The organism is Streptomyces sp. NPDC058464, assembly GCF_042721035.1.
Classification (GTDB): domain Bacteria; phylum Actinomycetota; class Actinomycetes; order Streptomycetales; family Streptomycetaceae; genus Streptomyces.
The window spans coordinates 286,849-309,459 of record NZ_JBHXMA010000005.1 but is presented as its reverse complement, the minus strand read 5'-3'; the positions used below and the strand labels follow the sequence as shown (position 1 = coordinate 309,459).

24 protein-coding genes and 1 pseudogene are annotated in these 22,611 nt (G+C 71.2%); 6 read left to right on the top strand and 19 right to left on the bottom strand.

What is annotated here, in order from left to right; translation table 11 throughout:
• Positions 1–64: 64 nt before the first annotated feature.
• Positions 65–1,873, bottom strand: a complete 1,809-nt coding sequence (locus ACFWPQ_RS10130; RefSeq protein WP_384031857.1) for a S9 family peptidase — start codon at positions 1,871–1,873, stop codon at positions 65–67.
• Between the two features lie 207 nt (positions 1,874–2,080).
• Between ACFWPQ_RS10130 and ACFWPQ_RS10125 the strand changes: the two genes are divergently transcribed.
• On the top strand, positions 2,081–2,875 hold the full coding sequence (locus tag ACFWPQ_RS10125; protein ID WP_384031855.1) for an SURF1 family protein: 795 nt from the start codon (positions 2,081–2,083) through the stop codon (positions 2,873–2,875).
• A 40-nt stretch (positions 2,876–2,915) separates the two neighbouring features.
• Here ACFWPQ_RS10125 and ACFWPQ_RS10120 read toward each other — a convergent pair whose 3' ends face one another.
• The 4 genes from ACFWPQ_RS10120 to ACFWPQ_RS10105 all read right to left on the bottom strand — a co-directional run bounded on the left by ACFWPQ_RS10120 (position 2,916) and on the right by ACFWPQ_RS10105 (position 7,771).
• On the bottom strand, positions 2,916–4,061 hold the full coding sequence (locus ACFWPQ_RS10120) for a hypothetical protein (RefSeq protein WP_384031853.1): 1,146 nt from the start codon (positions 4,059–4,061) through the stop codon (positions 2,916–2,918).
• A gap of 173 nt (positions 4,062–4,234) precedes the next feature.
• Entirely contained in the window at positions 4,235–4,912 is a 678-nt protein-coding gene (locus ACFWPQ_RS10115) for a SigE family RNA polymerase sigma factor (protein ID WP_384031851.1), read from the bottom strand.
• A 511-nt stretch (positions 4,913–5,423) separates the two neighbouring features.
• Entirely contained in the window at positions 5,424–6,503 is a 1,080-nt protein-coding gene (locus ACFWPQ_RS10110) for an aspartate-semialdehyde dehydrogenase (RefSeq protein WP_384031849.1), read from the bottom strand.
• The gene (locus ACFWPQ_RS10105) at positions 6,500–7,771 is read right to left on the bottom strand and encodes an aspartate kinase (RefSeq protein WP_384031847.1); all 1,272 of its coding nucleotides are present in this window, start codon (positions 7,769–7,771) and stop codon (positions 6,500–6,502) included. Before ACFWPQ_RS10105 ends, ACFWPQ_RS10110 begins: the two co-directional genes overlap by 4 nt.
• A 191-nt stretch (positions 7,772–7,962) precedes the next feature.
• Here ACFWPQ_RS10105 and ACFWPQ_RS10100 point away from each other — a divergent pair, with 191 nt between their 5' ends.
• Together ACFWPQ_RS10100 and ACFWPQ_RS10095 are read left to right on the top strand one after the other, a co-directional pair.
• Complete coding sequence (locus tag ACFWPQ_RS10100) at positions 7,963–8,637, top strand: response regulator transcription factor (RefSeq protein ID WP_384031845.1); 675 nt, start codon at positions 7,963–7,965, stop codon at positions 8,635–8,637.
• On the top strand, positions 8,634–9,986 hold the full coding sequence (locus tag ACFWPQ_RS10095; RefSeq protein ID WP_384031843.1) for a sensor histidine kinase: 1,353 nt from the start codon (positions 8,634–8,636) through the stop codon (positions 9,984–9,986). Before ACFWPQ_RS10100 ends, ACFWPQ_RS10095 begins: the two co-directional genes overlap by 4 nt.
• On the opposite strand, the gene ACFWPQ_RS10090 is transcribed toward ACFWPQ_RS10095, so the two are convergent.
• A complete protein-coding gene (locus ACFWPQ_RS10090; protein WP_384031840.1) occupies positions 9,952–10,452 on the bottom strand; it encodes an SgcJ/EcaC family oxidoreductase in 501 nt (166 codons plus the stop codon). The genes ACFWPQ_RS10095 and ACFWPQ_RS10090 overlap by 35 nt on opposite strands.
• Positions 10,453–10,529: 77 nt before the next feature.
• Positions 10,530–10,697: a hypothetical protein gene (locus ACFWPQ_RS10085; protein ID WP_361286357.1), complete on the bottom strand. Its 168-nt coding sequence runs from the start codon at positions 10,695–10,697 to the stop codon at positions 10,530–10,532.
• Positions 10,698–10,808: 111 nt separating this feature from the next.
• Here ACFWPQ_RS10085 and ACFWPQ_RS10080 point away from each other — a divergent pair, with 111 nt between their 5' ends.
• Positions 10,809–11,531 carry a sulfite exporter TauE/SafE family protein gene (locus tag ACFWPQ_RS10080; protein ID WP_384031838.1) on the top strand — a complete coding sequence of 241 codons (723 nt, stop codon included), beginning with the start codon at positions 10,809–10,811 and terminating at the stop codon, positions 11,529–11,531.
• Positions 11,532–11,565: 34 nt separating this feature from the next.
• Here ACFWPQ_RS10080 and ACFWPQ_RS10075 read toward each other — a convergent pair whose 3' ends face one another.
• From ACFWPQ_RS10075 to ACFWPQ_RS10035, 9 genes and pseudogenes are all read right to left on the bottom strand, one after another.
• Complete coding sequence (locus tag ACFWPQ_RS10075; RefSeq protein ID WP_384031836.1) at positions 11,566–12,780, bottom strand: RNA-guided endonuclease InsQ/TnpB family protein; 1,215 nt, start codon at positions 12,778–12,780, stop codon at positions 11,566–11,568.
• Positions 12,781–13,070: 290 nt separating this feature from the next.
• Entirely contained in the window at positions 13,071–13,265 is a 195-nt protein-coding gene (locus tag ACFWPQ_RS10070) for a DUF397 domain-containing protein (protein WP_384031834.1), read from the bottom strand.
• A complete protein-coding gene (locus tag ACFWPQ_RS10065) occupies positions 13,262–13,444 on the bottom strand; it encodes a Scr1 family TA system antitoxin-like transcriptional regulator (protein WP_384031832.1) in 183 nt (60 codons plus the stop codon). Before ACFWPQ_RS10065 ends, ACFWPQ_RS10070 begins: the two co-directional genes overlap by 4 nt.
• On the bottom strand, positions 13,425–13,823 hold the full coding sequence (locus tag ACFWPQ_RS10060; protein ID WP_384031830.1) for a DUF5753 domain-containing protein: 399 nt from the start codon (positions 13,821–13,823) through the stop codon (positions 13,425–13,427). Before ACFWPQ_RS10060 ends, ACFWPQ_RS10065 begins: the two co-directional genes overlap by 20 nt.
• A 44-nt stretch (positions 13,824–13,867) precedes the next feature.
• Positions 13,868–13,963, bottom strand: a pseudogene (locus ACFWPQ_RS10055) (transcriptional regulator); the annotation flags it as partial.
• On the bottom strand, positions 13,960–14,511 hold the full coding sequence (locus ACFWPQ_RS10050; protein ID WP_384031828.1) for a VOC family protein: 552 nt from the start codon (positions 14,509–14,511) through the stop codon (positions 13,960–13,962). The pseudogene ACFWPQ_RS10055 and the gene ACFWPQ_RS10050, both read right to left, overlap by 4 nt.
• Positions 14,512–14,578: 67 nt before the next feature.
• A complete protein-coding gene (locus tag ACFWPQ_RS10045; RefSeq protein WP_384031826.1) occupies positions 14,579–15,244 on the bottom strand; it encodes a DUF5063 domain-containing protein in 666 nt (221 codons plus the stop codon).
• A complete protein-coding gene (recR, locus tag ACFWPQ_RS10040) occupies positions 15,237–15,836 on the bottom strand; it encodes a recombination mediator RecR (RefSeq protein WP_359206251.1) in 600 nt (199 codons plus the stop codon). Before recR ends, ACFWPQ_RS10045 begins: the two co-directional genes overlap by 8 nt.
• 93 nt (positions 15,837–15,929) lie before the next feature.
• Positions 15,930–16,274: a YbaB/EbfC family nucleoid-associated protein gene (locus ACFWPQ_RS10035; protein ID WP_384031824.1), complete on the bottom strand. Its 345-nt coding sequence runs from the start codon at positions 16,272–16,274 to the stop codon at positions 15,930–15,932.
• A gap of 318 nt (positions 16,275–16,592) precedes the next feature.
• Between ACFWPQ_RS10035 and ACFWPQ_RS10030 the strand changes: the two genes are divergently transcribed.
• Both ACFWPQ_RS10030 and ACFWPQ_RS10025 read left to right on the top strand, forming a co-directional pair.
• On the top strand, positions 16,593–17,348 hold the full coding sequence (locus tag ACFWPQ_RS10030) for an SLATT domain-containing protein (RefSeq protein WP_384031822.1): 756 nt from the start codon (positions 16,593–16,595) through the stop codon (positions 17,346–17,348).
• A 207-nt stretch (positions 17,349–17,555) separates the two neighbouring features.
• On the top strand, positions 17,556–18,713 hold the full coding sequence (locus ACFWPQ_RS10025; protein WP_384031820.1) for a Gfo/Idh/MocA family protein: 1,158 nt from the start codon (positions 17,556–17,558) through the stop codon (positions 18,711–18,713).
• A gap of 19 nt (positions 18,714–18,732) precedes the next feature.
• Here the strand turns inward: ACFWPQ_RS10025 and ACFWPQ_RS10020 are convergent, their stop codons facing one another.
• The 3 genes from ACFWPQ_RS10020 to ACFWPQ_RS10010 form a co-directional block, all read right to left on the bottom strand.
• On the bottom strand, positions 18,733–20,259 hold the full coding sequence (locus ACFWPQ_RS10020; protein WP_384031818.1) for a substrate-binding domain-containing protein: 1,527 nt from the start codon (positions 20,257–20,259) through the stop codon (positions 18,733–18,735).
• A gap of 134 nt (positions 20,260–20,393) precedes the next feature.
• Complete coding sequence (locus ACFWPQ_RS10015) at positions 20,394–22,193, bottom strand: protein kinase (protein WP_384031816.1); 1,800 nt, start codon at positions 22,191–22,193, stop codon at positions 20,394–20,396.
• Between the two features lie 215 nt (positions 22,194–22,408).
• Positions 22,409–22,531: a hypothetical protein gene (locus ACFWPQ_RS10010; RefSeq protein ID WP_359206269.1), complete on the bottom strand. Its 123-nt coding sequence runs from the start codon at positions 22,529–22,531 to the stop codon at positions 22,409–22,411.
• Positions 22,532–22,611 lie beyond the last annotated feature (80 nt).

Genomic DNA, 22,611 nt, shown 5'->3' with positions numbered 1-22,611 from the left:
TGCGCCGGCGCGGGTGTGGGCCTCGCTGCTTCACGAACCGAGTCGGGTGGGTGGGAAAGCGGGGTCAGTCTGTCGGCGCTGCCGCCGTAGGTGTGAGGTGGCGTTCCGCGAACTCCATTTCCAGGCGGAGTTGCTTGATGCGTTCGTCCACCACCAGGGAGCCGTGCCCCGCGTCGTAGCGGTAGACCTCGTGCAGGGCCGAGCGGGCCGCCAGGCGGTTGACGTAGTTGTCGATCTGGCGGATCGGGCAGCGGGGGTCGTTGAGGCCGGCCGAGATGTAGACCGGGGCCTTGACGTCGTCCACGTAGGTGAGGGGGGAAGAGGCGGCGAAGCGGTCGGGGACCTCTTCCGGAGTGCCGCCCAGCAGCGTGCGGTCCATCGCCTTCAGGGACTCCATCTCGTCGTGGTACGCCGTGACGTAGTCGGCGACCGGGACGACCGCGATGCCCACCGCCCAGGACGCGGGCTGGGTGCCCAGGCCGAGGAGGGTGAGGTAGCCGCCCCAGGAGCCGCCGGTCAGGACGAGTCGGTCGGGGTCGGCGAGGCCGGAGGCGACCGCCCAGTCCCGGACCGCCGCCACGTCCTCCAGCTCGATCAGGCCCACCCGGTGCTTCAGCGCGTCCGTCCAGGCCCGGCCGTAGCCCGTGGAGCCGCGGTAGTTGATGCGGACCACCGCGTACCCGTGGTCCACCCAGGCCGCCGGGCCCGCCGCGAAGCCGTCGCTGTCGTGCCAGGTCGGGCCGCCGTGCAGGTCGAAGACGGTGGGGAGGGGGCCGGTCGCTCCGGCCGGCTTCTGGATCAGGGCGTGGATGAGGCCGCCGGGACCCTCCACCCACGCGTCCGAGACCGGGACGGACGGCGGGCACTTCATCCCGGGCGGGTCGAGGACCACCTCGCCGGTCGTCGAGCGGACCACCGGCGGCTCGGCGGCCGACGACCACAGGTACTCGACGGTGCCGTCGGGGCGGGCCGTGGCCCCGGAGACGGAACCGGCCGGGGTCGGGATGCGCGCCAGCTCGCGCGTCGCCAGGTCGTAGCGGAACAGGTCGCTGCGGGCCTTGTGGCTGTGGACGACGAGCAGCGAGCCGCCGTCCGGGTACCACTCCGCGCTCACGTCGCCCGGCAGGTCGAGGGTCAGGTCCGTCTGCTCGCCGGAGACGACGTCCCAGACCAGGGGCTCCCAGCGGCCGCGCCGCTGGTGGCCGATGAGCAGGCGCGGGTCGCCGTCGACCGGGGCGAAGCCCAGCACCTCCAGGCCGAGTTCCTCCGTGCCGCCGTCGGTGTCGTCGAGCTCGGCGACCGTCGTGCCGTCCGGACGGACCACGCGCAGCGCCGAGTGCATCGCGTCGCCGTGCTCGGTGTGCTCGATCGCGATCAGCGAGCCGTCGTGGGAGAGGTCGCCGACCCCCGCCGACTCGGCGTGCCGGTAGATCTCCAGTGGCTGCTCATCGGCTCTGACCAGGAAGATCGTCGTCCCCTCGTCGTCCGTCGAGCGGCCCACGACCGCCGTACGGCCGTCCCGGCCCAGCGCCAGGCCCGAGGGGTAGGACGGCTCCAGGCCGGGCGTCGCCTCCTCGTCCGCGCCGCCGCCGAAGGGCTGGCGGCGCCAGACGCCGAACTCGTCGCCGTCCTTGTCGTCGAACCACCAGATCCACGCGCCGTCCGGGGAGAGCAGCCCGTCCGTCGTGCCGTTCGGCCGGTTCGTCGCCTGGCGCTGCTCCCCGCTCGCGCGGTCCCAGGCGTACAGCTCGTACGTCCCCGTCGCGTTCGACACGAACAGGGAACGGTCGGGGGCGTCCTCCGCCCAGTCCGGCAGGGAGACCCGAGGGGCGCGGAAGCGCTTCTCCCAGTCCGGCATGTCGCTCTCACTCATGGCCGCAGTCATGGCCCCATAGTGCCCGTCCGCACCCACAATGCGTCGAGGGGCGTCCGCAGCCTGTGGATAACTTTGCGAACCCCCAGGTGGACGTCCGGGCCGGCACCCACCCGGCAGGCAGGCCCGCAGGCCGGCCGGAAAACCCGCCGGGCCGCGCCCACCCCGCCCGTAAACCGCCATGAACCGCCCCGTACCGTGGACGGCGTGTACCGCTTCCTGCTGACACCCCGCTGGTGGGGCATCAACGTCTTCGTGCTGCTCGCCATCCCGTTCTGCATCTTCATGGGGTCGTGGCAGCTGAGCCGCTTCGAGGCGCGGGTCGAGGCGCATCGCAGCGCCGACAAGCAGGTCGAGACGGCGAAGACGGAGGCGGCCCGGCCGCTCGCCGAGCTGCTCCCCGTCGACCAGTCGACCTCCGGCCAGCGGGCCACCGTCACCGGCCGGTACGCCAAGCAGCTGCTGGTGCCCGACCGTCAGGTCGACGGGAAGAACGGCTTCTACGTCCTGACCCTGCTGCGCACCGACTCCGGCAAGGCGCTGCCCGTCGTACGCGGCTGGCTGCCCGGCAAGGCCGACGCCGCCAAGGTGCCCGCCGCGCCCACCGGCGAGGTCACCGTCACCGGCGCGCTGCAGGCCTCCGAGACGCCGGGGGACAACGGCGTCAGCAACCAGGGCGGGCTGCCGTCGGGGCAGACGGCGGCGATCAGCGCGGCCTCACTGGTGAACCTGGTGTCGTACCCCGTGTACGACGCGTGGATCACCCTGGACAAGGCCGACCCGGGGATGACGGCCGTGCCGGCGACCGCGCCGGACAACTCGGGGCTGGACCTGAAGGCGTTCCAGAACCTCGGCTACACCGGTGAGTGGTTCGTGTTCGCGGGGTTCGTGGTGTTCATGTGGTTCCGGCTGCTGCGCCGCGAGGTGGAGTTCGCCCGGGACGCGGCGCTCGGCCTGGTCCCGGACGAGGAAGCGGAAACCCAGCAGCCGACCGCCGTCTGACGGACACTGCCGGTCCTGCCAGTGCTGCCGGTCCCGCCGGTCACACCGCCGGCAGGACCCCGGTCCAGTAGACCGTCCCGGCGCAGGCGTTCGTCACCGTCGCCGAGCCGGTCGGGGATCCGGCCTGCGGGGTGTACGAGACCGCGATGCTCCCGTCGGCCGTGCCGTCCTCGGTGAGCAGCTGGGTGGTGGTGCCGTCCGACCCGGACGTGGTCGTACCCGCACTGCTGCTGGCGCCCTCGGAAGGGCTCGGGGAGGCCGTGCTGCCCCCGTCGGTGCCGCCGGTGTCGGTGGAGCCGCCGGTGCTGGAGCCGGTGGTCGGGCAGGTCTCCGAAGGGACGAAGCCGAACTTCTCCTGGTAGGCCGCGCCGGGCGCCAGGATCAGGCCGGTGAGTTCGGTGGTCGGGTCGGGCAGCCCGGCCGCCGCGTCGCCGGAGGCGTGCCGGACGACCTGGATCTTGGTGGAGTCGGCCGCGCCCTGCGCGAGGAAGGCCACGCTGCCGGGGCCGCCGACGGTACAGCTCGTCGTCGAGACGTTGACGACGCTGAAGGTGCCGTAGACGACGCCCGTCGAGTCGGGGGCGTCGACGGTGGACGTCGGGGTGCCGAGCTGCGCGGAGGTGCAGACCGGGGCGCTGCTGGCGGCGCTGGCGGTGGGGACGACCTTGGTGCCGTCGCCGGCGCCGGTGGTCTCGTTCTTGCCGCTGCCCTTGGTGCCGCCGGGGTTCTGGCCGGTGGCCTGGCCGCTGGTGCCGCCCGCGGTGCTGGCGCCGCCGTCCGGGTTCTTGCCGCCGGCGGAGCCGCCCTGCGCCTGGGAGGCCTGGCCGGCCATCGAGGTGTTGGGGTCGGTGCCGCCGGAGTTGGAGACGTGGATGAGGGCGGGGACCGCGGTGCCGATGAACAGGGCCGCGGCCGCCATGCCGACGGCGGCCTGACGCTTGCGGGCCCGGCGGGCGGGGACCGCGCGGCGCAGGTGGTCGAGGGAGCCGTCGCGCGGCGCGAGGTCGTCGACCGCGGAGTGCAGCAGCCGGCGCAGGGCCAGCTCGTCCGCGTCGAACCCGTCCAGGGCGTCGGGGCCGTCGGCTCCTGCCCCGAAGCCGGGGCCGAGCCCGCTCCGGAGCCCTTCGGGGCCCGGTCCCAGGCCCTCGGGGCCCTCGGGGCCCTTTTCGTCGGGGCCGTGGTTCACAGTTCCGTTCCCAGCGTGCGATTGCGTGTGCTCTTGCTCGTGCTGTCGTGGCGCCGGCTCCCCCGAACCGGGCTTCGAAGCGGGCCCTGAACCGGGCTCGTGATCGCCTGTCGGCTCGTGCCAGGCGTAGGGCTCGTGGCGATCATGCGAGTCGCCTCCCTGGGGGCTGTCCGTCATGCCGCCGACTCCATCGCCACCCGCAGGGCCGCGATACCGCGCGAACCGTACGCCTTCACCGAGCCCAGCGAGATGCCGAGCGTCTCGGCGACCTGGGCCTCGGTCATGTCGGCGAAGTAGCGCAGGACGAGGACCTCGCGCTGGCGGCGCTGCAGGCCCTTCATCGCCTTGATCAGGTCGCGCCGCTCCAGCTGGTCGTAGGCGCCTTCCTCGGCGCTGGCCGCGTCCGGCATCGGCTTGGAGAGGAGCTTCAGGCCGAGGATGCGGCGGCGCAGCGCGGAGCGGGAGAGGTTGACGACCGTCTGGCGCAGGTAGGCCAGGGTCTTCTCCGGGTCCCGGACGCGTTTGCGGGCGGAGTGGACGCGGATGAACGCCTCCTGGACGACGTCCTCGCAGGAGGCGGTGTCGTCGAGGAGGAGCGCGGCGAGGCCGAGGAGCGAGCGGTAGTGCGCCCGGTACGTCTCGGTGAGGTGGTCGACGGTGGTACCGGCCGCGGCCGTCGTCTCGTCGGCGCCGTCGCGCTGGCTGGGTATGCGGGTGGGCCGCGCTGCGGGCATGGGGGCGATCACCGGCATGCCGCCGGGCGCGCCGGGCATGCGGGGGCGCAGCCCGGCGCGGGGCGGCCGCAGGACCGTCGCGCCGCGGGGCGCACTGAGTTCGAGAACCTCTGCCACGCCAGTTGGACACGCCTACCCCCGCTGGGGTTGTACGTGCCGGGCATCACTTTTACGTCGGGCATGTCGGACGAGCGCACACCGAGCCCGCCGGTGGCACGCACGCCGGATCCGCCGGATCGGCCGGCCGACGCGGGCGGCGCCGTTCTCCGCGCGTCCGGCAGCACACTCGGCGGTGCCTCAATTGCCGTCATGCGTCCCGCTCTTCCCTTGTATCCCATGATGAACGGGCGTCCCCACGCCCCGATCACGGCGTCCCCACGCCAGGATCATGCGTCCCCAGGACCCGAAGGCCCGATCACGTAAGCGCCCGGTAAGACAGGCGACCGCAAAGACGCTCCCCGCCGCCCGCATGGTTGCGGAGGACGGGGAGGAAAATCTTCGAACGCGGACGGGTGCGGGTTCAAGAGGTTTGGACCATGCTCCGGGACACATTTCTTACGCGGACCCTACCCGTGGGCCCGCTCCCACCCGGGCCGCCTACAGGGCGTTTGCCGTGGTCACCGGCTGTTCACACAAAATCCCCACTACCTGAACGGCCAGTCAGTTCCGCCGCCACCAGCTCGGCGATCTGCGCGGTGTTCAGCGCGGCCCCTTTGCGAAGATTGTCCCCGCACACGAAGAGTTCCAGCGCGGTCGGGTCGTCGAGCGCCCGCCGTACCCGCCCGACCCAGGTCGGATCCGTGCCCACCACGTCCGCGGGCGTCGGGAACTCGCCGGCGGCCGGGTTGTCGAAGAGGACGACACCCGGGGCGGTGTCCAGGATCTCCCGGGCCCCGTCGACCGTGACCGGGCCCTGGAACCTGGCGTGCACCGTCAGGGAGTGGGTGGTGACCACCGGCACCCGTACGCACGTCACCGCGACCGGCAGCTTCGGCAGGCCGAGGATCTTGCGGGACTCGTCCCGCACCTTCATCTCCTCCGACGACCAGCCGTCCTCCCGCAGCGACCCGGCCCACGGGACGACGTTGAGCGCGACCGGCTCCGGAAACGGCCCGGTGAGGTCCCCGACGGCCCGCCGCACGTCACCGGGCTTGGTGCCCAGCTCCGTACCGGCGACCATCGACAGCTGGGCCCGCAGCGTCTCCACGCCGGCCCGCCCGGCGCCGCTCACCGCCTGGTACGACGACACCACCAGCTCGCGCAGCCCGAACTCGGCGTGCAGCGCGCCCAGGGCGACGATCATCGACAGGGTGGTGCAGTTGGGGTTGGCGATGATCCCGCGCGGCCGGTTGCGGGCGCAGTGCGGATTGACCTCGGGGACGACGAGCGGCACCTCGGGATCCATCCGGAAGGCCCCGGAGTTGTCCACGACGACCACGCCCCGGGCCGCGGCGACCGGCGCCCAGCGCGCGGACACCTCGTCGGGCACGTCGAACATCGCGACGTCGATCCCGTCGAAGGCCTCCTCCGACAGCGCGACGACCTCGACCTCGGCCCCGCGCACCGTCAGCTTGCGGCCGGCCGAGCGCGGGGTGGCGATCAGGCGGATCTCGCCCCAGACGTCCGCCCGCTGGGACAGGATCTGGAGCATGACCGTGCCGACGGCCCCGGTCGCCCCCACGACCGCGAGCGTCGGCTTGCCCGTCATCGGCCGGTGCCTCCGTAGACCACGGCCTCGTCGGAGTCGGAGTCGAGTCCGAAGGCGGTGTGCACGGCTCGCACGGCCTCCGGCACGTCGTCGGCACGCGTGACGACCGAGATGCGGATCTCGGAGGTCGAGATCAGCTCGATGTTCACGCCCGCCTCGGACAGGGCCTCGAAAAAGGACGCGGTGACCCCGGGGTTGGTCTTCATACCGGCCCCGACCAGGGAGATCTTGCCGATCTGGTCGTCGTAGCGCAGCGAGTCGAAGCCGATGCCCGACCGGTTGCGCTCCAGCGCGTCGATGGCCTTGCGGCCCTCGGTCTTCGGGAGCGTGAAGGAGATGTCCGTCAGGCCGGTGGCGGCGGCGGACACGTTCTGCACGATCATGTCGAGGTTGATCCCGGCGTCGGCGACCGTCCGGAAGATCACGGCGGCCTCACCCGGCTTGTCCGGCACACCGACGACCGTGACCTTGGCCTCGGAGGTGTCGTGCGCGACACCGGAGATGATGGCCTGCTCCACCTTCTTGTCCCCAATCGGGTTGCTGCTGACCCACGTGCCCTGCAGTCCGCTGAAGCTGGACCGGACGTGGATCGGGATGTTGTAGCGGCGGGCGTACTCCACACAGCGGTGGAGCAGCACCTTGGAACCGGAGGCGGCGAGCTCCAGCATGTCCTCGAAGGAGATCCAGTCGATCTTCCGCGCCTTCTTCACCACGCGCGGGTCGGCGGTGAACACACCGTCGACGTCGGTGTAGATCTCGCACACCTCGGCGTCGAGCGCGGCGGCGAGCGCCACGGCCGTCGTGTCGGAGCCGCCGCGCCCCAGCGTGGTGATGTCCTTCTTGTCCGCGCTGACGCCCTGGAACCCGGCGACGATCGCGATGTTGCCCTCGTCGAGCGCCGTCCGGATCCGCCCCGGCGTGACGTCGATGATCCGGGCTTTGTTGTGGACCGAGTCGGTGATGACGCCTGCCTGGCTGCCGGTGAACGACTGGGCCTCGTGGCCCAGGTTTTTGATCGCCATGGCCAGCAGCGCCATGGAGATACGCTCTCCGGCGGTCAGCAGCATGTCGAACTCACGCCCGGCAGGCATCGGGGATACCTGCTCGGCGAGATCGATCAGCTCGTCCGTCGTGTCGCCCATCGCGGAAACGACGACAACCACCTGGTTGCCGTTCTTCTTCGCTTCCACGATTCGCTTGGCGACGCGCTTGATGCCCTCGGCATCGGCAACGGAGGAGCCTCCGTACTTCTGCACGACAAGGCCCACGTGCGCTCCTCGCTCGGTTTGTTTGTGTCGGCTCAGTTTAACGAGCGTCCGAATTCCACCAGCGCGCTCCCGCATGGTGAGACGTCGGCACCCGTCACCGGAACCTGCCCAGCGGACGGCGCACCACGCGGAAAGTGCCCTGCCTCACAGCGAACTCCATGAATGAAGTTTCAAGAATTAAGGTACGGGGCGTGCGCGTACTCCTGGTGGAAGACGACGAGCCGGTCGCGGAATCCCTCCGGCGCGGCCTGAAGCGGTACGGCTTCGAGGTCGAGTGGGTCACCACGGGCGCCGCCGCGCTCGCCCACACCGGCCCCTGTGACGTCGTGCTCCTCGACCTCGGCCTGCCCGACACCGACGGCCTGGACGTCTGCAAGGCGCTCCGGCAGCGCGGCGATGTGCCGATCATCGTGATCAGCGCGCGCAGCGACGAGACGGACCGGGTGGTCGGCCTGGAACTGGGCGCCGACGACTACGTCTCCAAGCCGTTCGGGGTCCGTGAGGTGATCGCCCGGATAAGGGCGGTACTGCGCCGGACGCGGCCCCGGACGCTGGACGCCGGCCCCGACCGCTACGGCCCCCGGCTCACCGTCGACCGCAAGGCCGCCCGCGTCCACCTGGACGGAGCGGAGGTCGCCCTGGCCCCCAAGGAGTACGACCTGCTGGCCTTCCTCACCGAGGAGCCGGGCGCGCTGATGTCGCGCGAGCAGATCATGGAGGCCGTCTGGGACGCGAACTGGTTCGGCCCGACCAAGACCCTGGACGTGCATGTGGCGGCCCTGCGCCGCAAACTCGCCGGCGCGATCACCATCGAGGCCGTCCGGGGCGTCGGCTTCCGCCTGGAGATAGCCGGGGACACCTCGTGAACCGCCAGCTCATCCGCAGCTACATCCTCCTGGTCGCGGTCGCCATCCTGCTGTTCACCGTCCCGGTCGCCTTCACCCTCACCAAGCAGCTCCGCGACGACACCGGACTCTCCGTCCTGCGCGAGGCCAAGACGATGGCGCTGCTGCTGGGCGGCGCCGACGGCGTCTCCTGCGAGGCCCTGACCGAGGTGGCCAGGGCGTACGACCGCGAGACCCCCGGCACGGTCCAGGCGGTCCCCGGCGGCAGCTGCGCCCCGGACCTGCCGAGGCCCGCCGCCGACGCGGCGCTGACCCGGGCCGTGCGGTACAACACCCCGACCACCGACTGGGGTTCCGACTTCATCTGGGGCGAGCACCTGACCGTCACCGTCCCCGCCGAGGGGGACACGGCCGTACGGATCGTCTACTCGACCTCGGACATGACCACCCGGCTCTGGCAGATCTGGGGCTTCCGGGCCGGCCTGGCCGTGCTCGTGCTGGCGGCGGCCGCCGCGATCGGCGCGGTCGCCGCCCGCCGGATCACCCGTCCCCTGCGCGAACTCAACTCCATGGCCAGCAGGTTCGGCGACGGCGATCTCACCGCCCGCTCCCCCGTGACCGGCCCGGCCGAGACCCAGACCCTGGCCCGCACCCTGAACCAGGGCGCGGAGCGCCTGGACACGCTCGTCGCCTCGCAGCGCATCTTCGTCGCCGACGCCTCCCACCAACTGCGCACCCCGCTCACGGCGTTGCGCCTGTCCCTGGACAACATCGCGGACGGCGTCGACGACGAGTTCGTCCGCGAGGACGTGGAACAGGCGACGGCGGAGGTGGTCCGGATGAGCCGCCTGGTGAACGGCCTGCTGGTGCTGGCGCGCGCGGAGGCGAAGGTGACGGCGCCCGAGCCGTTGCAGCTGCTGGACATCGTGAACGAGCGTCTCTCGGTGTGGCGACCGGCCGCCGACGAGCGCGGGGTCGACATCGCGCTCAGGGCGGCCGCCGACGGCCGGCCGGCCGTGCTGGCCGGTCCCGGTCACCTGGACCAGGTGCTGGACAACGTGCTCTCCAACGCCCTGGAGGTGTCCCCGGACGGCGCCACCATCACCGTACGCGTCGAGGCCGACGCCGACGAGGTGACGCTCTCCGTCCTGGACGAGGGCCCCGGCATGACGGACGCGGAGAAGTCCCGTGCCTTCGACCGCTTCTGGCGCGGTCAGGGCCTGACCGGCCGCTCCGGCTCGGGCCTCGGGCTGTCCGTCGTACGCCAGTTGCTGACGGACGACGGCGGCACGGTGACCCTGCGGGACGCGCCGGGCGGCGGGCTGTGGGTGCGGATCACCCTTCGGGCATCGCCGAGGAGTGGTGGTTGACGATGAGCCACTTGCCGCCGCGCTTCTCGTACTCGTAGGTGTAGCGGGCCTCGACGACCCGCTGGACGCCGGTCGCGGGGTCGGTGAGGGTGAACTGGTAGACGCCCGTGTCGATGGCGGAGTTCGCGTCGAGGACGTTCACGATGGTCCGCTTCTTCTCGCCCACCGGCTTGTTCTGCAGGAAGTGCTCGAAGTAGTCGACGATCTCGGCATGGTCGGTGCGGATCTTGTTGCTGACGGTCGGGAGGAGAACCGCGTCCTTGGCGTAGAGGCCGGCGACCTTCTCGGGGTCACCGGTCCGCAGGGCGGCGTTCCACCGGTCGAAGAGGGCCGCGATCTGCTTCTTGCTCGGCTCGTGCGGCGGCTTGGAACCACCGGCCTGGCTCACCCCCGCGCTCACCGTGGCGGCGGTGACGAGGGCGGTGGCGGTGACGACGGCGGCGCGTATGCGTGTCGTTCGGTTCATGCCCCAAGACTCGCCTTCCACCGGTTAGCGCCCGTGCAGCCGACGTACAGCGCAGGTGCAGGGCTGAGCCAATTCCCTCAGCGGCGCAGCAGACTGACGCCGGCACCGAGCGACACCACCCCCATCCCGACGGCGGTCAGCACCCCCTGTGTGCCGTCGACGACGAAGGGCGCGACGGCGGCGACGACGAGGTTGAAGAGGAAGAGGAACCACAGGACGGGCCGGGAGGCGAGCAGCGACTTCATGGGAGATGTCCTTGTCCGGGAGGAGTTGACCTGGCGAGATCAACGATTCCGTCTCCCGGGGACCGCAACGAGGGAGCGCGCTCCCGAACCGTTGGTGTAGCCAGTTACACCATGACGACGGCGTTGATCCTTCTCTCCGGCATCGTGCTGCTGGGCGCGAGCGTGCAGTGGCTGACCGGCATGGGCTTCGCGCTGGTCGCCGTACCGGCCCTGATCCTCCTCCTCGGCCCCGCCGAGGGCGTCGCGCTCGCCAACTGCGCGGCGGGCGCGATCAGCGTGGTGGGCCTGGCGGGCGGCTGGCGCCGGGTCCGCCCGGCGGCGATGGTCCCGCTGTGCGCGGCGGCGGCCTGCACAGTACCCGCGGGCACCTGGCTGACCCGCCAACTCCCGCCGCCGTTCCTCCTCCTGACCATGGGCGCCCTGGTGACGGCGGCCGTCCTCCTGGTCATGCGCGGCGCCCGGGTCCCCGTACTCCGCGGCCGGGCGGGCGCGTTGACGGCCGGCGCGGTGGGCGGCTTCATGAACTCGGCGGCGGGCGTGGGCGGCCCCCCGGTCTCCCTCTACGCCCTCAACGCGGGCTGGACGGTACGCGAGTTCGTCCCGAACGCCCAGTTCTACGGCGTGGTCGTGAACGCCTTCTCGGTGACGGCGAACGGGGTGCCGGACCTCAGCGGCGCGGAGTGGGCGGCGGTGGGCGGCGCCATGCTGACGGGCGGGCTGCTCGGCAGAGCGGTGGGCGACCACATGCCCGAACACCACGCCCGCCGCCTGGTCCTCCTCCTCGCCCTGACGGGCGGGGTGACGGCGGTGGTGAAGGGCATATGGACGCTTTGAATCCTCCCCCTGCTGAAGCTGGGGGATTCCTGGCTCAGGCTGCCTCCGGGAGCCACGCTCCCGGAGGTCTTACGCCCTCGGCACCAGCCGGGTGGAGACCAGCCCGGACGAGCATCACGTGGGCGGAGTTCTTGTCCCGGGGGGACACGAGCCCGCACGCGGTGCAGGTGTAGGTACGTTCCGACAACGGCAGTGCGTGCTTGGCTCTCGCTCCGCAGTGCGCGCAGTCCATGGTGGTGTGCGCGGGATGCACGAAGCGGACGTCCCGCCCGTGCTTGCGGCCCATCTCGATCAGGGCCTTCTTCGTGGCGCCGATCGCCGCGTCGGCGGCCTTCCGGGCCATGGTGGACTTGGCGAGGAACTTCGGGCGGAAGTCCTCGACAGCGATGGCGTCGTGGTCGGCGACGACGCGCTTGGCCCACTTACAACCAGTGTCCTGGCGTTGCCGGGCGACCTTCTGGTGCGCCTTCGCTCGCAACTGCTTCGCTTCGCGATAGCCCTTCGACCCGGGCTGCCCCTTGGGTGGGCGGCGGCGGGCCATCATCCGGTCGTACCGGGTCAGTTTCGCCTGGGCCTTCTTCCCGTGCCCGGCATGGGGGAGGTCGTGTGCGTCAGAGGTAGTGGTGGCGGTCTCCTTCACGCCCCAGTCCACGCCCAGCACACGGCCCGTCTCCGGGAGCGGCTGGGCCTCGGTGACGACGACGAACGAGGCGTACCAGTGCCCCACCGCGTCGCGGTACACGCGCACCGAGGAGGGCGCGGACGGCAGTTCACGGGACCACACCACCATCAGGCTGATGCCGCCCGCCAGGTGCAGGCGTCCGTCCTTGAGCCGGAAGCCCCGGACGGTGTAGTTCAGCGTCGGCAGAGCCTCACGCTTCTTCTTGCAGCGCGGCATCCCTGCCCGCCGGTGCATGGGCAGCCGGTCCTTGATGTCCTTCTGCGCCTTGGACCGGGATTTGGCAAAGTCCCTGATGATCTGCTGCTGCGGGACGCTCGCGCCGTCACGGAGCCACGCCGTCGCCGCGCGGGCCTCGGTCAGCATCCTGTCGAGCTGCGCCAGACCGCACGTCAGCCTGCCGTCCGGGGCGCCCTTGTTGTGTGCGTGTACCCGGCGGGACTTGGCGACGCATTCGTTCCAGATCCACCGGCAGCGGTCCCACTCCGCTTCAAGTGCAGTCCGGGCGGTCGACGACACACGCAGCCGGTAGGTGAAGCGGGCATGCCCGACCTCTGCAACCGACCTCACCTGCGCCATCGCCGCCTCTCACGATCCCCGGCCGGGACACCACGGCATCCCGGGACCCCAAACGGACCATACGCACGACAGCCACACGCATGTACGCCAACCCCGCAGACATCACCCCATCCAGCGACCACAGACACACACATTGACGGCGGCGTAGCCATGAGGCTTCGCCGCACGCGTATGCCAGTCCGTATCCCGGTCTGCGGCGGTGATCTCGACGACCATGAGCACGCCGTCGGCGCATGGTCGGCCCTCACCAGCGGCTATGGAAAGTGCTCGAAGCCCGAGGCTCAAGCCCTGGGCCGAACTGCGGAAACGAACGCCGCCCAGGCAGGGGCGGCGACGCCGAGCTCGGGGCCCGCGGCGGCCTTGGAATCGCGGATGTGGACGGCGGCGGAGAGGGCGACTTCGACGCAGGCCCCGCCCTCGTTGTCGCTGTAGCTGTAGCTGTAGCTGTACTTGAACCACTTCAGCTGGTCGCTCACGACTGATCCACCATCCGCTCGATGTAACCGGCCGACTCAGCGGGACTGAGAGCCTGCGTGCGGATCATGCCAAGCCGCTCCGTCACGCGGCTGACAACCCCTGGATCAGCCGAAAGCTCGTTGACGAACGGGCCTTCCGTGAAGGCGAATCGCTCGTGGTCACGGGTTTCCAGAAGCATCGCGGGGACCCATGAGCGCGTCACTGAAGGCCCGTTCGAAGGGGAGCACCTGCACCACGGCGTTCCGCAACCGGGACACCTCCAGCAGACGGCTCAACTGCTCGCCATCCACCAACGGGCTGCGCAGCACCGCCTCGTAGAGGACGAAGCTCAGGCCCACCGGAGGCTTCCGCGCCGTGAGGATGGCCTGCCGGTCCATGCGCGCGGCGATCCGCTCCTCCACCGTCTCCCCGTCCAGCGGCGGGATGCGGTTGTCGATGAGCGCACGGGCGTACGCCTGCGTCTGCAACAGACCGGGGACGAGCGCGACTTCGTACCACCAGAGGCTCGTCGCCTCCTTCTCCCGTTCGCCGCGCTCAGCATCCCCTGCGCGGCGCACAGGTCGTCCGCCACGTCCAGCACTCGCGAGGTCGGCCTGCGCACCCCGCGCTCCATCGAGGCGACGGTCTCCGGGGAGTGGTTGGCGGCGGAGGCCAGCTTCTCCCTGGTGACGTCAGCCCTCGTGCGCCAGCGCTTCAACTGGTCGCCGCTGTAGCGCCAGGCTGGACGGGAGCGCTGCTGCAGCCCTGCCCACGGCCGCTGAGTTCGGCGTCGAAAGTCTCCTGTGCGACGCGCATGGCCTCGGTGTACGCGGGATCGCGCAGTCGTTTCCACATCTCCTCCTCGGAAACGTCCTCGATGTGGGCGACCACCCACCAGATGTTGCCGAAGGGGTCCTTGATGCGCCCGCCGCGTTGTCCGAAGGCGTGGTCGGCGAGGGCGGTGACGACCTGGCCACCGGCCGCGACGGCACGCGCGAACGTGTCGTCCGCGTCGGCGACGAACACGCGCAGCAGACTGGGCATGACGGGCCAGTCCGCGCTCCGGTCGAAGGCCAGCAGGACGGTGTCGCCGATCCGGATCTCGGCGTGCCCGATAGAACCGGCCTCGGTGGGGACCCGCCCCAGCTCCGCGCCCCCGAACACCTCGGTGACGAAGTCCAGAAACGCCCCCGTGTCGTCGGTGACGACCCAGGGGGCGAGTGTGGTGTAGCCCTGCGGTGCGGCGTTTCCGGTCTGCTCGGGCATCGCGGTCCTCTCGTCGGTGTCGGGATGACGCCGACGACCCTAGGGACCGCTCAGGACAGCGGCTGTCCTAATGGGAGGAGGACCGTACTCCCATCGAGCCGCCGATCTCCTGCTCCATGACCTGGCCCGCCTCGAACTCCAGGGTCTCGTCGCCCATCGAGTCCTGGTCGGTGTCCAGGCCGTCCAGTTCCTCCAGGGGCTGGTTCAGGCGGACGTGGATCAGGACGGACTGGAGGGCGCGCAGGACCGCGGAGGCGGTGGGGCCCCAGTTGGAGAAGTAGGAGAACTGCCACCACCACAGGGCCTCCGTGGTGCGGCCCGAGCGGTAGTGGGCCATGCCGTGGCGGAGGTCGGTGATGATGTCGGCGAGGTCGTCCGAGATACGGGCCGGGACGGGCGCCTTGCGGGGCGCGTAGGGGTCGAAGACCTCGGAGTAGACGTCGATGGGGTCGAGCAGGCGCGCGAAGTTCTCGCGGAGCTGGTCGACGTCCGGCTCCGGGCCCAGGTCCGGCTCGTAGCGCTCGTCGGGGACGATGTCCTCGTGCGCGCCGAGCCGGCCGCCGGCCAGCAGGAGCTGGGAGACCTCCAGGAGGAGGAAGGGGACCGCCGAGTCCGGCTCGTCGCCCTTCGACACCTCCGTCACGGCCACCAGGAAACTCTCCACCTGGTCGGCGATCTGGACCGCGAAGTCGTCGGGGTTCTGCGCGGTCGCGTGCAGCGTGGCGTCAGACATCTAGGAGTCGTCTCCCCTCGAAGGCGCGGCCGAGCGTGACCTCGTCCGCGTATTCCAGGTCGCCGCCCACCGGGAGGCCGCTGGCCAGGCGGGTGACCTTCAGGCCCATGGGTTTGATCATGCGGGCGAGGTAGGTGGCCGTCGCCTCGCCCTCCAGGTTCGGGTCCGTGGCCAGGATCAGCTCGGTGACCGTGCCGTCCGCCAGGCGGGCGAGCAGCTCCCTTATCCGGAGGTCGTCGGGGCCGACGCCCTCGATCGGGCTGATCGCGCCGCCGAGCACGTGGTAGCGGCCGCGGAACTCGCGGGTGCGCTCGACGGCGACCACGTCCTTCGGCTCCTCCACCACGCAGATGACCGTCGGGTCCCGGCGGGCGTCGCGGCAGATGTTGCACAGTTCCTCCTGTGCCACGTTGCCGCAGGTCGCGCAGAAGCGGACCTTCGCCTTCACCTCCAGGAGAGCCTGCGCCAGACGCCGTACGTCCGTCGGCTCCGCCTGCAGGATGTGGAAGGCGATCCGCTGCGCGCTCTTGGGACCGACGCCGGGCAGCCGCCCCAGCTCGTCGATGAGGTCCTGGACCACGCCTTCGTACAACGGACTGCCCTTCCTGGAGTCTTTCGGTACGTACGGTAGTTGGCTGCCGCCTGTCCTAGGAAGGCGGTACGGGTGTCGTGCGGGCGACGAACATCAGAACGGCAGGCCCGGGATGCCGCTGCCACCGCCCAGGCCCTGGGCCAGCGGGCCCAGCTTCTGCTGCTGGAGCGCCTGCGCGTTCTCGTTGGCCGCCTGGACCGCCGCGATGATCAGGTCGGCGAGGGTCTCGGTGTCGTCCGGGTCCACCGCCTTCGGGTCGATCTTCAGCGCGCGCAGCTCGCCGGAGCCGGTCACGGTGGCCTTCACCAGGCCGCCGCCCGCCTGTCCGTCGACCTCCGTGCTCGCCAGTTCCTCCTGGGCCCGCGCCAGGTCCTGCTGCATCTTCTGGGCCTGCTGGAGCAGCTGCTGCATGTTGGGCTGGCCACCACCGGGGATCACGATCAGCTCCTGGGTCGGGTCCGGATTTTCTCTGTTGTGGATGAGCCTACGTGGTCGACGCAGCCATCGCCCCGCCACTCTTTCGAGTGAGATTCCCGAGACGCCTATACCTGATCAAGGCCCACTTCCGGGCGGAAAAGAGGCGAAAGCAAGGCCTTCGCCACCCATTGGGCGGTAGGAAGGGTTCCCGTCGTCAGCATCCATTGTCAGGTCCAGTGCCAGGTCCGACGTCAGGCCCGATGTCAGGCCCGACGTCAGCGTCGGCGTCACGGTACGTGACCGGTCGGGATCGGTTCGGGATCAGTTAGGGAGTGCCGGGTGGGTCAGCCGGAGATGCAGCCCGAGGGACGGCCTCAGGACGGGCGGGGCGGCGAGGGCGCGGCCGGACCGCGGCCGGGTGATCTGACCGGGCGGCCGTTCCCGCTCGGGGACTGGGGCGAGCCGGCCGAGCGGCTGGACGAGCTGTACCGGTGGGTGGAGCGCGGGGCGCTGGAGACGGCCGCGTGGTATCTGGCGGACCGGGTGTGGAAGCGACGGGGGGCGAGGGCGCTGCGGTGCGGGACGGCCGTGGGGGCGGTGCTGGGGGCCGCGCTGCCGTTGCTGGACCTCACCGGGGTGGTCGGCGGGGTCGCACCCTGGGGATACCTCGCCCTGCTGCTGGCGGTGTCCTGCGTCGGCATCGACCGGTTCTTCGGGGTGACGTCCGGCTGGATAAGGGACATGGCCACCGCGCAGGCCGTGCAGCGGCGGCTGCAGGTGCTGCAGTTCGACTGGGCGTCGGAGAGCGTGCGGGAGGTGCTGGGGCCGGCGGAGGGGACGGCGAGCGAGGCGAGCGAGCGGTGCCTGGGGGTGCTGCGGAGGTTCTCGGAGGACGTGACCGAGCTGGTCCGTACGGAGACGGCCGACTGGATGGTGGAGTTCCGGACGGGGCCGACGCCGCTGGGCATGCAGGCGACGGTGACGGCGGGGCCGCGGGCGGACGCGGGGCATCTGAACGGGCGGTTCCCCCTGCCGCCGGGCGCCAACGGGGCGCGACCGAACATGCCGCGGCAGAGACCGCCGGAACCGAGGTGAAGAGGGGGCGCCTCTGTGGCGCCGTTCACTGCAGCGCCCCTCAGGGGCGCTGGGGGTACCCCCGGCCGAAGGCTGGGGGAGGAACTGCGCGGGCAACCACGACGGCGGTGCACCTGACCTTGTCCAGACGCCCGAATGTCTTGACATTGTCAGGACGGGCCCCCATCGTGAGCAGCGCAGTCGCAACGGTGCGGAGAAGGGCAGCCAATGGACGTGAGAACGCTCGGCGTCGCCGTCGTCGGATTCGGGTGGATGGGCCGGGTGCACGCCCAGGCCTACCAGCGGGTTCCCCACCATTTCCCGCAGCTGCCGGTACGCGCCGAGCTGATGGCCGTCGCCGAGGAGGTGCCGGGACGGGCCGAGGAGGCCGCCGCGCAGTTCGGGTTCGCGTCCACCACCCGGGACTGGCGGGACGTGGCGGCCGACCCGCGGGTGCACGCCGTCAGCATCACCGCGCCGAACTTCCTGCACCGCGAGATCGGCGTCGCGATGGCCGAGGCCGGCAAGCACATCTGGATCGAGAAGCCGGTCGGGCTGACCGCCGAGGACGCCCGGGCGGTGTCCGAGGCGGTGGCCAAGGCCGGCGTGCGGGGCACCGTCGGCTTCAACTACCGCAACGCGCCCGCCGTCGCATACGCCCGTGAGCTGATCGCCTCCGGCGAGCTGGGGACCGTGACGCATATCCGCGTCCGGCTGTTCAGCGACTATGCCGCACATCCCGACGGCGCCCTGACCTGGCGTTACGAGCGGGCGCGCGGTGGCGGGGGCGTCCTCGGCGACCTGGCCTCGCACGGCGTCGACCTGGCCCGCTTCCTGCTCGGCGACATCGCGTCGCTGGCCGCCGACACGGCCGTGTTCATCCCGGAGCGGGCCCGCCCGACCGGCGCCACCGCCGGCCACACCCTCGCCACCGGCGGCGAGCTCGGGCCCGTCGAGAACGAGGACTACGTCAACTGCCTGCTGCGCTTCGCCTCCGGCGCCCGGGGCGTCCTGGAGGCCTGCCGGGTCTCGGTCGGCGAGCAGAACAACTACGGCTTCGAGGTGCACGGCACCAAGGGCGCGGTGTTCTGGGACTACCGCCGGATGGGCGAGCTGGGCGTCAGCCGCGGCACCTCCTACCAGGACCAGCCCGTCAGCACGGTCTTCGTCGGCCCCGGCCACGGCGCGTACGGCGCCTTCCAGCCCGGCGCCGCCAACGCCATGGGCTACGACGACCTCAAGGTGATCGAGGCCCACGCCTTCCTGCGGTCCGTCGCCGAGGGCACGTCCCACGGCGCGACCCTCGACGACGCCGTGCACAGCGCCACCGCCCTCGACGCGATGAGCCGCTCGGCCGCACAGGGGACGTGGGTGGACCTCGGCTGACCGGGGCGGGCGGCGGGCGTCACGCGCAGAGTTTCATGCCCACCGGGATGTAGCAGGGCAGATGCCCGTACGACCGGATCACGTCCTGGCCGTTCCCCGTTCTGACGTACGACAGGAAGCTCGACACCAGCGAGTCCGCCGCCGGCCAGCCGTAGGTGTACGCGTACTCGATCTCGCGGTACGGGTACGAGCTGTCGCCGTGCTCGATCGCGTCCACCGACGGGGCGTCGGCGTCCAGGGAGAGGGTGTGCAGGCCCTTCGCCCCCTCCGCCACGTTCAGTTCGGCGTAGCCGACCGCCCCCTTCAGCCGGGCCACCTCCGACAGCACCTGCTCGGTGGAGTCCAGCTCGCAACGGATCACCTTCGCCGTCGGGTCGTCCTTGTGCCTGCAGTCGACGGAGGAGTTGGCGATCTCGCCGCGCTTCAGCACCCGGCGCTGGAACACCTGCCGGGTACCGGAGTTGGCGTCCCGGCTGACCAGCACCACCGGCAGGTCGGGGCCGCCCAGCTGCTTCCAGTTGGTGATCTCGCCCCGGTACAGCCGTCGTACGTCGGCCGTGCTGAGGTTGCGCAGCGGCACGTCGTCGTTCACGACCAGCGCGAAGACCACCAGGGCGACCGGGTACTCCTTCAGCTCGGGCATGTCGGTGGGCTTGGGGCCGTCGGAGAGGGCCAGTTCCACCGGGGAGCCCTTCTTCGTACCCGTCCCGACGTCGTTCAGATCCCGGATCCCGGCGGTCGAGCCACGCGCGTCCACGGTGATGGACGCGCCCTCGCAGTCCTTCTCGTACTTCTTCGCCGCGTCCCGCATCACCGGGGCGAAGGCGGTGGAGCCGATGACCCGCAGCGAGCCCTTCGCGCAGCCGATCGGCGGCGGGGTGTCGTCGCGGGCCACGACGATGGTGGAGAGCGTGAGGACGCTGAGCGTCAGCATGATGGTGATCAGCCGGGAGGCGCGGCTGAACAGGGGCGTGGCGTCGTCCGGGGTGGCGCTGCGGTTGGGGTGCACCTCGCCGTCGTGGATCCCGCCGACGATCCGGATCTCCCGGCCGACGTCACCGCCGGACAGCAGCACGAGCAGCTTGAAGTGCTCGGCGTGGTTGAGCGGGACGCGCGGGATGCGCAGGGTGTTGCCCGAGTAGCCGAAGCCGCGCTCCGCGGTGAAGTGCGGCATGAGGTGGTCGCTGTCGGTCGGCTGGGTGACCGAGACGCCCCGGATGACGCGGTCGGTGAACACGGCGGTGAGACCGTGCAGTTCGGGACTGGTGTAGTCGTCCCGGCCGATGCCCTGGGAGCCGTCGTTCTCTATGCGCAGCAGGACCAGGGTGGCACCGGCCATGTCCGGAGCCTCGTCGAAGAGGCCCAGGCGTCTGCCGATACGGCCCGAACGGACGTCGTCGCCGATCGGGTTGTCCATCTGGACGCGGTAGCCGATCCGCTTACGGCGCGGGACGCGGCGCTCGTACCAGAAGATGCCCGCGGACGCGACGATGCCGAGCACCGCGGTGCCCACGGCGACGATGTTCTCCGCGCTCAGCCACTCCATGTGGGTGCCCCCGCCACTCCCCGGAGTCGGATGGTGGGGTCACCGTAAGGGGCGGGATGCGGTTGTGAAGGGACATATCGGTCGCCCGCACCGTTGTTCGCCGAACGTTCAACTGCCTCGGCGAAAGCGGTAGTTCACTTCTTGCTGTAGGTCAGGCTCTCGTCGCCGTCCTTCGTCACGCGCTTCAGTTTGCCGCCCGACAGCAGGGTCACCTCGGTGGCCTTTCCGGCGCTGCACGACGAACGGGGCTTGCCGGACGTGACGGTGGAGGGGCCGATCTCCAACGGGCCGTCCGAGCCGGGCTTCTCGGCGAGCTTCGCCGTGAACTCGCAGTGGTAGCCGGGGCCGTCCGCCACCAGGGTGAGGACCTTGTCGCCCACGGCGCCCTGGCGGATGGTCAGTTCACGGGTGTTGTGGCCGGTGTCGTTGTCTATCGACGTGTCCCAGGTGCCGAGGAAGCCGCTCGGGACGGTGTCCTTCGCGGCGGTCGAGGAGGAGGGCGACTGTGCGGGCGTCGACTCCCCGGAGGTGGTCGGGGCGGTGGCCGACGGGGTGGGCGTGCCCTTGCCGGCCGCCTTGTCGTCGGCGCCGTCGTCGCCGCCGTTGATGAGCGCGTACACCGTGCCGCCCGCGGCCAGCATCACGACCAGCGCGATGGTGACGAGGAGGGCGGTGGAGCGAGGGCGACGGGGCTCGTCCACGGGGAGGGGGTCGTAGAGGGGAGGCGGGGGGACGGGGGGGTAGATCTGGGTGGAGTCGGAGGTGGGGTCGAAGCCTGGGGCGGGAGCGGGGGAGGTCGCGGTGTACGGGTTGTACGGCTGCGGGTGCTGATGGGGCTGGCCGGAGTAGCCGTAGGCCGGGTGGGCGGGGGCGTGTTCGGGGGACGGGGGGTTGAGTGTCGGCTGCGGGTGCGTGGTGGCCGGTCGCGCCCCCGCGGCGGCAGCCGCAGATTCAACACCGCCCCGCGCCCCTTCGGGGCGCTCAACAGGCGCCTCCACCAGCGCCCCGTAGACCGTAGGGTCCTCCACCTCCAGCAACTCCACGGCGTGGCGGCCCAGTTGGGCCACCAGGCCGCCCGGCAGCCACGGGTCCCGCGACCGGCCCTCCCAGACCGTGTCGCCCGCGCCCGTGCGGGCCAGGATCGCCTCCAGCGTCGGACGGGCCGCCGGGTCCTTGCGCAGGCAGTCGCGGACGACGTCGGCGACGTCCTCGGGGAGACCGGAGAGGTCGGGATCCTCCTGGGCGATCCGGAACATCAGGGCGTGTGCGCCGCCCTCGGTGGAGCCGAAGGGAAGCCGGCCGGTGGCCGCGTAGGCGAGCACCGAGCCGAGGCAGAAGATGTCGCAGGCCGGCGTGATCCGGTCGCCGCGCACCTGCTCGGGAGCCATGAAGCCGGGCGAGCCGAGGAGGGAACCGGTCTGGGTGAGCCGTTCGCCGGGCAGCGTCTCCAGCGCCCGCGCGATCCCGAAGTCGATGACCCGGGGTCCCTCTATGGTGAGCATCACGTTGGACGGCTTGAGGTCGCGGTGGACGATCCCGGCCGCGTGGATGTTGCCGAGCGCGTGCGCGAGACCGGCGGCGAGGATGCGCACCGACCGCTCGGGCAGCGGCCCGTGGTCGTGCTCGACGACCCGCTGGAGGCTCGGCCCGGCGACATAGCCGGTGGCCACCCAGGGCACGGCGGCCTCGGTGTCGGCGTCGAGCACCGGCGCGGTCCAGAAGCCGCCGACGCGCTGGGCGTTGCGGACCTCCTGCCGGAAGCGCTCCCGGAACTCCTCGCGCTCGGCGAGCTCCGCCCGCACCAGCTTCACGGCGACCGTACGACCGCGCTCCGACCGGGCGAGGTACACGTGCCCCATCCCGCCCGCCCCCAGCCGCGCCAGCAGCCGGTAGCGCCCGATGTGCTGCGGATCCCCCGGCCCCAGCTTCTCCATGGCAGATCCGCTCCTCGCTCACACTTGTGATCGAGCCGAGAATAATGCGGCCGTTCGGTGGTTCGAGCGGCGCGGTGTCTACGGTTACGTAACAAGCACCCGGGCCCGCCCGACGGTCAGCATGCCGCCGGACGGACGGCATGCTGCCGGTCTGCGGCTGCTTCGAGAGCGCCGCTGAGAGATATTCGCCGCCCGTGAGGACGGATCGCACTCGCTCACCTGACGTACGCGGCGGCGATCGCGGCGGCGGCTACCACCGCGATCAGCAGGCACAGCCGTACGGTCTTGCCCCAGCTCTGCATGGCCTCGACCACGACTTTGCCCAGTTCCTTGTACACAGTTTTCACCTCCTTTCGGAAATGACGGGACCGGGACACCTTCACCGTTTGCAGGGCCCGGTGACCCTGTAATGCAATTT